This window comes from Pontiella sulfatireligans (assembly GCF_900890705.1).
In the GTDB taxonomy this organism is placed as follows: Bacteria; Verrucomicrobiota; Kiritimatiellia; order Kiritimatiellales; family Pontiellaceae; genus Pontiella; species Pontiella sulfatireligans.
The window spans coordinates 89,990-104,263 of sequence record NZ_CAAHFH010000001.1 but is presented as its reverse complement, the minus strand read 5'-3'; the positions used below and the strand labels follow the sequence as shown (position 1 = coordinate 104,263).

The window sequence follows — 14,274 nt, the reverse complement described above, 5'->3', positions numbered from 1 at the left end:
GGGCTCCGGGTTCCAAATCCATCCGGTTACGGTTCCTGAACGTTCAGGCCGATAAACTTCACATCAATGTCGGTCGGAATCGCATTGGTCACCCATTTGTATTCACCAAACGAACCACCCAGATTCGGGCCTATACCCGTTTCAACATAGGTGCCGGAGTTGTTTGTCCAAGCAGCCCCATATAGGAGATATGGAGTTTCCATCACGGTATAGACCGGCTTCGGCTCGTTCATCTTGCGCGGAGTAACAAACAGGATGTTGGTTCCTGTAGCATCCACCCCCGCATACTGAGGTGCCTGACCCTTGCTGGCCGGATCGGCTGGATCACCGAACAGACCCCACTCGTAGATGTTGTCCACGCCATCCATGTCCGGATCGGCATCAGCTGCCGCATCCGCATTGTAGATGCCTTGGCTGTCCGTCCACAATTGCATTGTGGTCGGCTGCTCCCCGACCACCAGCCGGAACGAATCGACATGGGTGTTACGCCCGTTGTCGTGGAAGAATCCAACCGCTTGGACATCGTTGAAGGCCGGTGCGGCGGCGAACGAGGCCCCGATTACCGTCATCATGTTGGTGGAGGTACTCGTGGCAGCAACCAGCGGTGCCCACAACTCGGAACCAACGTCCGGGATTTCCAGCGGTCCAGCAGATGTGATCCCACTTTGGCTGACATACCAGTCCGATGCACCATTGCGAAGAGCGGCATGGACCGGTCCACCAAGGGCGATTCCCTGCAACGAAAGGTCGAACGAGGCACTCTGACCGGTCAGGTTGACCCCGCCGCCGGTTTCGGTCCAGATCAGCACAGAATGCACTTCCACCGCCGCATCGGTCTGATCTTTGGTGCGCAAACGAACATAATCGAAGGGGGCGGAATTCCGCATCTGCCAGTTATACGGATTAATTGAACTGCCGGGCAGTTGAAACAGCTGGCTGATGCCCCATAGGGACGGAACGACATTCATATTATATGTACCAACCCCATCCGTCCACATGGTTCCATCAACCCCGTTGCCAATACGAAACTCGATCGTACCGCCTGCCGTGGGAACCTGGGTCTCCGCGAACGTTGGGTTGACCGATGTTGTGACAATAGCACCGGACGGCCCCCATTGCGCCGCAGCGCCGCGGCCGAGCGGCCGAACCGGAACCCAATCCGACAGCACTTCGCCATAGATTCCATAGTCCGATGCCACCTTGTAGAAATAGGTGGTGCCATTCACCAGGCCGTCGGTATCCGTATACGTAAGCTCAGTTAATCCGTTGGTCAGCTGTGTATAAGCCCCGTCGTTGTCGTATGCGCGGTAGACCGAATAGCTGCTGACTTCTGTTCCGGCAAACCAAGAAATGATGGCCGTTGTGTCCGATCCCTCGCCGCTAACCGTGCCCGGCGCAGCCAGCTGCGGAGGTTGACTGTCGGCCTTGGTCAGGCTCAGCGCATCGATTGCCACATTTATAATCGTTCCGCCCTCTCCCGCTCTGCGATAGTGCCCCATGGAAAAGCGGGCCAGCTCCGCCGGATAGAGGTCTTCCATCGTGTTGGACAGATAATATCCCGAAACCGCATTGGCGTACGTAGTGCCTCCGATCGTGACCGAGGCTTCGCCGTAATAGACTCCCGCATCAAGCGTCTTGCGGAATTTCCAGTCGATGGTCATCGGGTCCGTCTCGAAATCCGGCGCCGCATTGGTCGTAACCGCCCACGACGGATCCCATCCGGCCTGTGCCGGCGTAAGGGCCACCATTTGCTGATTGGCCAAAAAGTTGCCGCCAAAGTTTACATAGATCTGGCCTTCTGAATTTAAGCGAATCAGCATCAGCGCGTCATGGCTTTCACCAGCCTGGTCCCGGAGCGCGTTATCTTTGTCCACCTCGGTGGTCAGGCCCCATGCATACGGGGACTGATGCGCCACAATCGTTGCAGTCTCTGCAATGTTGGTGACGCCTTCAACAATATTGGTGACCCATTGGCCGGGCAACGGATCAATCTTCAGCTGCAGCGTGGTGCTTCCCGTCCATTCGTCGCCCACGTTGTTGGACATCAGCTTGTTGAGATAGACATAGTTTCCGAAGGCGTCGCCATCCGAGAGGGACGGTTTGAACGAAGCCTCATAAGGCTCGGTGTCGGCATAGCCCGCTCCGTCGGCATCCGTCACCATGAAGGCTTGCGGTCCGGTGTTGGCGGCGGCTCTCCAGCCTTGCTGCCCGGCCAGATCGATGTTGTTTGCAAACCCTTCGGTCGTTGTGAAATGCACGTCGTCCAGTATGGTTCCCGTAACCGCGGTGTTCGGCTCCCCGATCGCCTCGTTGGAGTCGACATCAGCGGACCCAGCGCGGCTGGCTGTAACAATATAATAATACAACTGGCCGTTCACGAGTCCGGCGGTATCGACCATGCCGGTGCCGTTGGTGGTTCCAACCGTGGTGGAATAAGGCCCCCCCTCAACCGAAGAACGCTTAACGGTATAGCCGGTGGCTTCCGGATCACCTTTCCAACTCAATTCCACGGTCTGGTCCGAGCCTTCGGCCGTGAGAGCCGGGGCGGTCAAAACTGCTGCCACGCCACTGGATTGGTCCACGATCAGCGACTCGATCGCAATGTCGACCAGCGATTCATTAGGAGAGATATCGGTGCCGTTGCGGTCGGCACTGGCATTGTGCCCCATCGCCAGAAAAACGCTGGCGGATGCATACAGATTGCTCTTGGTGGTAAAATTATCAGCGTCAGCCAAGCTAAACGTCGAGACAGCGGCCGTCGTCAGGTTCGAGAGTACCGCAGTGCCTTTGTAGGTTTGATCAATGGTCGTCTTGCGGAGGTTCCAGGTCATCCGGATGGTGTCGGTTTCAAAATCCGCACCCGCCGCATTTGAATTTTCAGGATCCCATCCGGCATCGTCCATCGAAAAGCTGTCGGCAATAACATTGTTGCCGCTGAACTGCACCACGAGCCCGCCAGGATTCTCGACGCGCACAACAAGCGCAATATCTTCACCTTGGGTCGTATTCAAATAGTTGGTCGTGTCGCTTCTAGTGAGGCCAATGTCGTAGACCGAGTGTACGTTGCCTATATTGGCAACATTCTCGTCGTTGTTGGTGACCCCCGCCATGGGCGTGGTGGACAGCTTGAAATCCACCGTACCATCCCATTCGTCGGCAGCGGCATTGCCGAGAGAGGAATTCAAATACACATGGTTTCCGTTGGTGGGGTTGAAGCTGCCGGCATACGGCGCGGTCGCGGCAACTCCCGCGGCGGCATCCACGCTGAACGCCTTAGGCCACGAGAGCTGCATCTCAGCCCAGCTCTGCTGCCCGGCCAGATCCCCATCGCTATAATCGGGGCTTGTAAAGTCAGCATCGATCACACTGACGCCTAGCGATGCGGAAACCATTCCCACAACTAACATTAACATACCAACTGTTCTTTTCATGGCCCTCTCCTTCTATTTATACCGCCCGACTCCATCGAATGAACCGTTCATCCAAACCCCGACCGGCACAGGTCATTCACTTTGCTTCATAAGCACTCCATTAATTTATCCGTATCTGCCACGGTAGTAGTGGACACCTATTTCCTTTTTTTTTGAATGGGTCTCCCTGGTAGTCTTTTTATTGATAGAATCCAGCTGGTTTCCTTGGTTCTTAAACTGCCACGCCAATGCATGCCGTTCAGCCCAAGCGAATCCATCGATTCATATCTCCGGCTTCAAGCCGGTCAAGCACCCAGGGGCAGCCTTTTCCGCCGCTCCCAAGCATCATTCACATTGCTGTGTGGTTGATTTTATTGCAAAGCCCTGGGTTTAATACCTTTCTCAAAATCTTGTCGGTATAAACCCCATCTGCCGCAGGAGGGAAATTAAACACTAAGACACAAAGTACTCTAAGAATTTATCGAGCAGACTGCTTGGTGTTCTTCGTGCCTTAGTGTTTGAATATATACTGTTAAGTTTTCGTGTTTGGTATAATACCCCGTAGCTTGCTGCGAATGTAGATGGAGCTTCCAGCTCCATTGCGCATGCCGAGCCGTTCGTGCTCAACGAAGCTGGAAGCTTCGACTACGTTGATACACCGCTGCTTGCTGCGGGGAGGTTTATTTTTCAAGAAACCCTGAAGCCCGCAAACGGGCTTCAGGATTCAACGGTCTCCGGTTACGGCTCCTGAATGTTCAGTCCGATAAACTTCACATCAAGGTCGGTCGGAATCGCATTGGTCACCCATTGGTATTGGCTAAACACTCCACTACCCGTATTCGGACCGAGATCCTCAACATAGGTGCTGGAGTTGTCCGTCCAGGCAGCCCCATATAGGAGATATGGAGTTTCCAGCACGGTGTAATCCGGCTTCGGAGCGTCCTTCTTGCGCGGATAAATAAACACCATGTTTGTTCCGGTGGCATCCATCCCGCCATATTTGATATCCCTGCCCGTGGAACTCGGATCGGTCGGATCGCCGGCCAGCCCCCATTCGTAGAGGTTGTTCACGCCATCCATATCCGGATCGGCATCAGCCGCGGCATCTTCATTGTAAATGCCCTGAGTATCCGCCCAGCTCTGCAGCGCCGTGGGTTGCTGCCCCGTGGAAAGACTCCACCGCTGGATGCCAAGCGACAATTCACCTTCGCCCAAGACGCCGATCGCCGTAATGTTATTCAGCACAGTTCCTGCAACGTCAAAGGTTGCCCCGACCACGTTGGCCAGGCTGGCTGAAGTCGATGTCGCCGGCGTATAGGCCACCCAGTTTTCGGCGACCAGATCCGGAATAGTACAGACAGCACCACCGGCCAACGCTACGGCATTCCCCGGGCTAACCGACGTTTCGCTGACATACCACTGAGTCCCGTTCCGAACGGCGAGATGCAGTCCTTCTGTGACCGTACCCGACCACTTGTGGGTAGCAAACTCGGCTTCCAGTCCATAGGTCTGGCTGGTTGCATCCGCGGAAGCGCTCAATTCGGTATAGAGGAATGCCGTACCTTGTGATCCCGGAAGCTTTCTTCGAACAATTATATAGTCGAACGGTTGGTCATCCTTGTTCATCACGCTGAACGCAAAGTTCAAGCTGGTATCCCCACTGATATCCACCTGGAATACACCATACACCGGCGGTGCGACAAGGACGTCGTAATCTGACCACCCATCATACACGAGCGCGCCACCGGGGCCATTTCCAACACGGTTGTAGATCGTTCCGACCGTAGTATTCGCCACGTCCAGATTTTGGTTGAGCTCTGTGAGCATGTCCGCACTCTCTCCCCAACCTGTGCTGACCTGAGCGAGCGGACGGGCGATGGCCTGGGCCGACATCGGGCCGAAACCAAACTCGCCATAATAAGCTTGCAGCACATGGAAGTAGGTTCTGAGGTTTGTCAACGGACTGTTTGTGAGAACCCGGTCCACCAGATTGCTTCCCAGCAGGGTGTATGGCCCGCCATCCACATCGGAATACCAGAGCGCGTAGGACACGGCTTCGGACACGGCATTCCATGAAGCTTCGATGCTGGTGCCGTCGAGGGACGCTGCCGTGAGCTCGGGCACAAACATTTCCGGCGGAACATTATCGCTCTTCAGCAACGAGGCATAGTTGACCGAAACCAGGATCGGCGAAATGACCTGGGCGTTTCCGTCAAGGTCTTTGCCTTTGTCCGCATCGCCTTGATGGGTCATGCCGAAGATGGCCAGATCGGATGCATAGGCGTCCGTTGCAGCCGTTGTGGTTCCCCATCCCTCGGAAGAGGTGTTGGTGGTTCCGGTGATCGAGCTAATGCAGGTCATCTCGGCAGTGGCCATGTAGACGCCGCCGGAGGACTTTCTCATCCGCCATTCCAGCGTAATCTCGTCGGTCTCGAAGTCGGGGCCATTGGTGTTTGTGCTGTCAGTCCAATCCGGGTCCCATCCCATTTGCACAGCAGTCAGAGAGGCAATGGTGTCCCCGTTGTTCAAGCGGATCGCCAGGTTTCCGTCCGAGGCCGTGGTACGCAGATTGAGCCCCACGCTGGTCGAGCCGTTGTTGTTCAGGCGGTTATCCTTGTTTTCAGGTGCCGTAACACCAAAGTGGAGGATCTCGTTGAAGGTCATCCCGGTAATGTCGTACGTATCGATCGTCTCGCCAATGACATTGGTTCCGGTCGCGTCGTAGACATCGTTGGTGCGGGTGACCGACTGCCCCGCCGTCGGGCCGGTGGAGAGTGCGAAGCTGAACGTTCCGCTCCATTCATCCGCCACATTGTTCGACATGATCGTGTTATAGTAGACGCCGTTGCCGAGATCGGTGTCAAAGGTGGCCGCCGTCGTGTCGGCATATCCTTCGTTTGCGGCATCGGTTACGGTAAAGGCATTCGGACCGGTGGCGGCCTGTGCTTTCCAGCGTTTCTGTCCGTCCAAATCGGATTCGGTGTATCCTTCGATTGCCGTGAAATCCCAACCAAAGATATCGCCGGTTTGCGCCGATTGCGGCTCGCCGATCACCTCGTTGGAGTCGGCATCTGCAACCCCTGCGGAACTGGCGGTTACGATGTAGTAGTAGAGCGTCTCGTTGACCAAACCGGTATCGGTAAAGCGGGTCCCGTTGGTGGTCGCCACGGTGGTGCTGTATGGGCCGCCCGGTGCGCTTCCGCGCTTGAGGGTGTAGCTGGAGGCATCGATGACCGGCGTCCATGAGAGGTCAACAAGTCCGTCTCCCCCAGCACCGGAAAGAACCGAAGACTCAAGAACCGGCAGGTTGCCGCTGGTCTGGTCCACCGTCAGCGAATCGATCGCAATGTTGACCAGCGAGGCTGTGCCGTCGTCATCGGCATCGGGACCATGCTGCATCGCCAGCTGAGCCGTAGCCGATGCATAGAGATTGGAACGTCCGGCGGCATAGTTAATGTTGCCGGCGTCGTCATAGACTGAAAAGGCGCCGGTGGTCAGGTTGGAAAGTACCGCAACGGCGGAATAGGTGTCGGGGGTGCGCGTCTTGCGGAGCGTCCACGTCAGGCGCAGGTCGTCCGTTTCAAAGTCAGGGGCAACACTGTTCGTGCTGGTAAACTCCGGATCCCAGCCCAGCTCATCGCTGGTGAATTCCGCCAAGGTGGAATAGTTTCCGTATTTATTGATGGTCACCTGCATCTGCGCGGCGCTCTTGATGCGGAAATCGAGCATCACATCGTTGCTGTCGCCCGTAGCCAATCCATTGGTGGCGACCGCGGTCAGGCCGATTTGATAGAAGTCATTTGCAGAACCAAAGAGGGCTACGTCGCCAATGTTGGTTACCGTGCCGATGATATTGGTTGCAATCGTTCCCGATGCCGAGGTGGCCACCTTGAAGTCCATGGAACCGGTCCACTCGTCGTCGATCGCATTGCCGAATGTTCCGGCGAGAACCACGGCATTGCCGTTGGTGGTGTCGAAGCTGCCTGCATAGGGGGCGGTATCCGCCACGCCTGCTGTGGCATCCACTTTGAACGCCTGAGTGCCCGTGAGCGGCAAGGCCGACCAGCCCTGCTGTCCGGCCAGATCCGCACTCGTGTACGGGGATGTAAAGTCCGTACCAATAATCGGAACTGCCAGCGATGCGGAAACCATTCCCGCAGCAACCAGTAGTGTAACAATTGTTCTTTTCATGCTCTCGCTCCCTTTCGGTTACCTGACTCCGCCGGATGAACCGTTCATCCGAACCCGAGGCAGGCACTTATACTCACCTTTTCTTACTAACAAGACCCTTATATATCATTTATATATCCGTTGCGTGTAATATCGTACTGGTAAATTTTACACATTTAAAGTGACACGATCCAAACCGACCACGCAGCATCGAATTTACTACTCCGCGACTTCGACCCGATAAAAGGCCTGCGCGTTATCTGCCGCAATCTCGATGGTTCCGCCTGTTATGCTGGTCGGCCCTGCCGACCAAGCTCCGGATTGCAGATTGGTTGAGACCATTATGTTGTATTGAACATTGGTGACTCCTGGCCACGAAAGGTGCAAGGAACTGTTGGATCTTATCGTCCCGTCCAGGGCGGGAAGCGTGCGTTGAGCAGGAATACCGAGTGGCGGAGCGGCCATGAGATTGTAGCACCCGGGGCTTTCGGGAGCCGTACGGATGGCCTTGGAATATTGGTAAACCAGCGCCTCGTATCCGGGCTCCCCGGCCAGGTTGACGGTTTCGAGCGGATCGTTTACATAATCATACAAGTCGCGGCCGATTACGGTGTCGCCGGAAACCTGCTCGATGTAGCGATAGCGCTCGGTGCGGAAGGCATAATTCCCCTTAATGCTCAAGATACCTTGGCGAACGGCCTTGCTTTCGCCGGTCAGCAGCGGGACGAGGCTGACGCCTTTGAGCGGGCGTCCGGTCAGTTGCGTGTCATCCATGGGCTGCTCAGGAAGCGGCAGGTTCGCCATTTCACAGAGCGTCGGGAAAAAGTCCAGGAACCCTACGGGAGAGGAGACGCCCGGTACGGCATTGGTGAGAAATGGCGAAGAGATAATCAGCGGAGTCCGGGTGCCCTGCTCCATGTTGGTATGCTTGCCCCACTGGTTGTGGTCGCCGAGATGGTAGCCATGGTCGCCCCACAGCACCACGACGGTGTTGCTGCTGAGGCCAAGCGCGTCCATCTCGTCCATCAGCAGGCCGATCTGGCTGTCGATCATGGAGACGCAGGCATAATAGCTGTGAATGAGTTCCAGCTGTTTGTCGGGATCAATCGGATCGGGCCAGGTGCCCTCAACATCCCATTTGTCATGCACCTCCGTGCCTTCTTTCCAGGAGGCGGCAATCGCGTTGAAGGGGCGGTTGGTGAAGCTCGCCCGCTCAAAGTCGGCGCGATCATACATATCCCAGTGCCGTTTGTTGGCATACCATGCGACGTGCGGCTTGTAGAAGCCAACCCCGAGGAAGAACGGCTTGTCGCCGGCAGCCATGGTTTGCATGAGTTCAACGCCGCGCAGCGCGACGGCTCCGTCGATCATTTCCGCATCGGGGATATCCGGCCATTCGCAGGAGCGGCTGGTTGGGCTGCTATATCCGCCATCATTCGCTAGATAAGGAATCGACCAAGACAAAACGTCGTCGATCTGTCGGCCGTTCAGGGTGCGTGCGGTGGCGCTGTCCGGATCAGGGTTGCCAACACAGCGCGGGTCGTTGAGCTTGCCGCGCGCGCCGGTTTCGTAGCCGTGCGAGCGGAAGTGCTGCGGAATGGTGGTCAAGCCCGGCAGAATGCCGCGCATGTTTTTAAAGCCCATCACGCCGGTCTCTTCCGGCATCAGGCTGGTCATCAGGCTGGCGCGCGACGGCCCGCAGACCGACCACTGGCAGTGGCTGTTTAAAAAGACCGTTCCGCCATCGGCCAGGCGATCAATATTGGGTGTTACGGCCAGCGGATCGCCATAGCAATGAAACAGCGGTTTGCAGTCGTCGATGGCAATGAACAGGACGTTGGTTCCGTTGAAGGGCGTCTTGGCCGAATCGGCTACAGCGATGATCATGCGTGCGGTGTCCGCTCCGCCGTTGCCGTCTTCGACGGTCACGGTAAATTCGTGCGGACCGAGATTTGCGACGGACGGCGTGCCGGACAGCGTGCCGTTGGCGGCAAGGATCAGCCAGTCGCTTCCGGTTGTTTTCGTGTAGGTCAGAACATCGCTATTGGCATCTGCGGCCATGCCGGCGATAGAGCCGGAATAGGGGCTGCCGAGCGTGGCTGGATCTGAAAAGAAAGCGCCATAGTCGAGCTGGAACTCCGGCGGCGTATTCACGACAGTAATGCGAAGAACCGTGGTATTGGTGCCGCCCTGGCCATCGTGAACCGAGATGTCGAAGGTGTTCAGATCGAGATCGGCGGATGTTGGCGTTCCGGAAAGGGCCCCGTCGGCCGCCACCTGCAGCCAGTCGTTTCCGCCGCTTTTCCAAAAGGTCAGTTCGTCAAAGTCCGGATCGCTGGCATAACCCGCCAGCGTCGCCGAGTAGTCGGCATTCCGCGCGGCATCCGGCGCGGTGATCGGGTCGGCTGAAAATTCCGGCGGGCGGTTGGTGGTGCTCACCACGCCGGTGTTCACCACGAGTACGGGGTGATTGGAGGCGCCTTCTGTGCTGGTAAACTTGCTCGGTGTTCCGCCAACCGGAGTGGTCACAACAATGCTGACGATGCCCGCATTCGTGATATAGGGGGTAACATCCACCTCAAACCAACCCGTGGCGGCCAGCCAACCGGTGCTGATGAGCGATCCCAGCGGCGGCGTGTTGGACCAGGTGATCGTACTCGCACTCCAGGAATTATCAACCGCCCATGCATCAACCCGGCCCGCACCGTCATCCGACAAGGCCTCGGTGTAGAGCCTTAAACGCGCGCTGACTACATTGGTGGCCGAACCGAGGGCCGTGAGATCGAATTTAAGAAAAGGAGTCCGCTCAAACGTATTGCCGTATTGCTTAAGCAATAGCGGCGTCACTCCTCCAAAATTTTCTGTCGGTTTGTTTTTCTGAACAAACGTATCTTCGATCGCGGTAAAGGAAAATTCTGCGGCATGTGCGCAAAACCCAACAACCAGCATCGCCGTCCCTAGCACTAGATCCCTGAATTTCATAATCTCTCGCTTTTTTAATGGCGCTACAGCACATACCCGCTAACGCGATTCTAAAATGACACTCACAACAAATAATATGTATATAACACTACTATCTCATTGTCACTGAAAATCTAATCTGTATTAATAATGGGTCGATTCTAAATTGAAATGTCGCAACCCCCTAGCCGGCGGAAAAAGAAATGCCATGAACGCAATCAACCCTATCCGAAAAAAGATTGCTTGCCTGTGCGTATTGCTTTTTCTGGCGGGAGCGTGCCGCCTGATGGCCGCCCCGGTGATCACGGTATACGACCGAAGCCGCACCGATGTCTCGGCCCAGGAGCTGATCGATTCCGACAACCTTAAGATTGTGGCCGTCAGCGCCGCGACCAACATCACCGACTACAGCTTCAAGCATTTGGTGCAGGAGACCCTGCCGACCCCAACGGAATGGGCGGCGGCGCCGCCGGAAGTGTTTTATGAGGATCTCCATTTTTTCCGGAAGCCGACCCATCAATGGGTGCGGCTAAGTGTTACGGATGCGCTCGGATCAAATACGGTGAAGGTCTGCGGACTGGCCGGCGGCATTCTAACCGGAGCGCCGGATGAGCCGATCCTGCCGCGCGACTATGTGGACGGCATGGGACTCGGCTTTATTGCCGAGGGCGACGGCCCCGATTCTTTCGAGGTGCAGGAAAACCATATGGTCGACATGAAAAAGGCCGGCTTTCACCATATGCGCCTGCACATGGGCGATTCCGACAGCCGAGGATACGTGCGGGATCCCGACTATTTCGACCGCTTTGACCGGCTGGCCTCCACCTTGCTGCGCCATGGCCTGTTTCTGCATATCGGCCACCGCTCCGAAAATCCGGAAATCGATGATGACTACGATGCCAACAGCGGTTCGTGGACGAGCGCGGAATTCGACACCTACTATGCGGCCCATCATGATTTCCATCTCGACTGGTGGACCCAGGTGGCGGCCCATTGCCGGTTTTACTCCCATCGACTGGCCTACCATACCTTCTTGGAAACCAAGGGCGGAACCGCCTTCACCTCCAGCGGCGCGCGCCTCGGCAGCCTCTACGATGAAATGACCCGCCAGATCCGCCTCATCGATCCCGCCCGAATGCTGATTTATGCGCCGCCCGTTCGAAACGACATTACTAAATTCGACGACCTCGGTGCGCCGTATGCCGACCATGATGCCAACGACGGCGTCGATACCGCTACCGGCACCTATTTTTTTACAGACCATCACAGCGGATTTGCCGGCGGGGCCGATTGGCTTACGGATGCCGACCGCGCCGCGATAGACGACAACCTTCAACGGGTGGTCGACTTTACCGCCAGCCGCAACATCCCGGTCATGCTCAGCGCCATATCGGCGAGCAACGCCCATCTCAACAACAATGAATACCGGGCCCAGCGTGCGCTGTACGTGCAACACGTGGTGGATCGCCTATGGCAGGTTCCAACCCATAAAATCAGCATGACCTGGCTCACCTTTACCGGCTACTACGACACATCAAACAACCGCTGGACGACTGAAAACATTCTCTTCACCGAACAGATGAACGGGGACGGCGTTATTCATCCCGACGACACCGACGGCGACCTGATCAGCAATGCCGATGAACTCACGCTGTACCATACGGATCCCGCCGACGTTGATTCCGACGGGGACAACGTGCTCGACACCTACGAGTGCGATCCGCTGTATCCCTACATGAATCCAAACGACCCGTCAGACGGAGACCCGCTCGGCAATCTTGAAATCAACGCGGACTATGATGGCGACGGGATGCCGAATGCGTGGGAGTTCCATCATATTTTTGACGCGCGCGACATTAACCGCGGCGTGCCTTCGCGGATTGACACGCCGCTGAAGCCGGCGGATCCGGCGGATGCCATGATCGATGCAACCGATGGCGATGATATTCCGAACCTCTGGGAATATGTGCTCGACTTCACCCCGCACTATAACAAGTCGGTTGGTAAAAACCCCGACGACACCTACGACCACGACAACGATGGTGTTTCGACCGAGGATGAAATCGCCGCCGGAACCTGGGCGCGCAGTAATTTTGACCGCGACCTTGACGGCCAGTTGAACGGCGCCGATCCAATTCCATACGTCAGCGACCAGAACCATGTCGTCTTTTATAACTTCAGCGAACCCTACTCCGCCTTCCCCGCCGACGAGTCCACCCAGGGTGCAGGAAATGACGGAACGTGTGTCGGCGGCGCCGCTCAGGTGCTTAACTCGGAGACCCTCCTCAATTCGCTCTGGCTCGATGGCGTCGATGACGCGGTCGTCATCCCGGCAACGGATTTGGGCGCCGCCTCCAATGCAACGGCGCATCTCTTCTTCAAACCTGCAACACTGGCCGGCAAACAGGTCCTCTTCCATGCCGGAAGCAGCGAGGCCGGCATGTCGATCTATCTGAATGCCACCGACCTGTATGCGGCCGTCTGGGAAGGCGCCGCCTCCTCGGTGATGCGGATCAACACCGTTGCGCTCGAGACAAACCGTTGGTATTCCACGGGCGTGGTGTTCGATGGCGACCGGGGAACACTCAAAGCCGCGCTGTTCGGAGACAACATGTCGAACCCCCGACTCAATCTTCGCACGGGGGAAACGAGCGTGGGGCTGATCCGAACCGGCGCGGTGACGGCCTCGCTCGGCGGCGCAGTGGGCGGCGCCTATACGGCCAACTCGGAGGGTGCGCCATTAAGCTGGGAAAACGGAAATCATTTCGAAGGGGAGCTCGATCACGTGGCCCTGTATAACCGGGCACTCAATGAATCGGAGATTTCCCTGCTGGCCCGCACCGATCTCGTCCAGCCCATCGTTCGGCCGTATGTCAATCCCGACGCCGATGGCGATGGCTTCCTCTCCCTGAGCCTCGACATCGCAGCGGACACCTTCGTACAGCGCAACAAACCCACTGAAAATTATGGAAGCGGCACCAAGCTGACGATGCGCGAATTTGCAAATACCTTCGCCCGCATCCCCCTGCTCAAGTTTGATCTCAGCAACATGAGCTCGGAGCGGATCTATTCCGCCCGGCTGCATATATACAACCTAACGGAAACCAATAGCATCCAAGCGTTCGCCACTGGCAACGCTTGGGAGGAGGATTCCGTAACGTGGGACACCATGCCGGCCAAAGGCGCACTGCTCGCCACCGCCTCTTCCGCGATCGAAAACTGGATTGAATTCGACCTGTCCGACTACATCGCCAGCAACGGCGTCTTCAGCATCCTTTTGAACGAAACGGGAAACAATGTGGGCAACCTTGCCAGTCGGGAAAATACAGAAGCCCCATATCTCTCCATTATGACCACCGGGTTTGACTCCGATCAGGACGGCATCACCGACGACTGGGAAACCGAGCACCACGGATCCCTCGCCGTGCTTGGCCGCCATACCGATCTCGACCAGGATGGCGTATCGGATTCCCTCGAGTTTATATCCGGAACCGATCCGGACGACCCCGCCAGCCTTCTTCGACTGGAGGCCATGGCATCCGTCCCCGCGTTCGAGCTAAACTGGCCGACCGTAACCAACCGGCGATACGCAGTCTGGGGCCGCACCAATCTCACGGAAGGTTCGTGGGCGCCTGCCTCCCCCCTGTTGACCGGATCCGGCACCAACGAACACTGGTCTGCCGAGCCGGCCAACCCCTCGGAATTCTACCAAATCCGGGTCCGGCTGCCGTAA

4 protein-coding genes are annotated in these 14,274 nt (G+C 56.9%); 1 reads left to right on the top strand and 3 read right to left on the bottom strand.

Annotation, left to right across the window (positions count from 1 at the left end; translation table 11 throughout):
- Positions 1-26 precede the first annotated feature (26 nt).
- The 3 genes from SCARR_RS00405 to SCARR_RS00395 all read right to left on the bottom strand — a co-directional run bounded on the left by SCARR_RS00405 (position 27) and on the right by SCARR_RS00395 (position 10,562).
- Entirely contained in the window at positions 27-3,431 is a 3,405-nt protein-coding gene (locus tag SCARR_RS00405) for a fibronectin type III domain-containing protein (protein ID WP_136059571.1), read from the bottom strand.
- A gap of 717 nt (positions 3,432-4,148) precedes the next feature.
- Entirely contained in the window at positions 4,149-7,601 is a 3,453-nt protein-coding gene (locus SCARR_RS00400; RefSeq protein WP_136059570.1) for a fibronectin type III domain-containing protein, read from the bottom strand.
- A gap of 198 nt (positions 7,602-7,799) precedes the next feature.
- A complete protein-coding gene (locus SCARR_RS00395; protein WP_136059569.1) occupies positions 7,800-10,562 on the bottom strand; it encodes a sulfatase-like hydrolase/transferase in 2,763 nt (920 codons plus the stop codon).
- Between the two features lie 187 nt (positions 10,563-10,749).
- Between SCARR_RS00395 and SCARR_RS00390 the strand changes: the two genes are divergently transcribed.
- The gene (locus SCARR_RS00390; protein ID WP_136059568.1) at positions 10,750-14,274 is read left to right on the top strand and encodes a CBM96 family carbohydrate-binding protein; all 3,525 of its coding nucleotides are present in this window, start codon (positions 10,750-10,752) and stop codon (positions 14,272-14,274) included.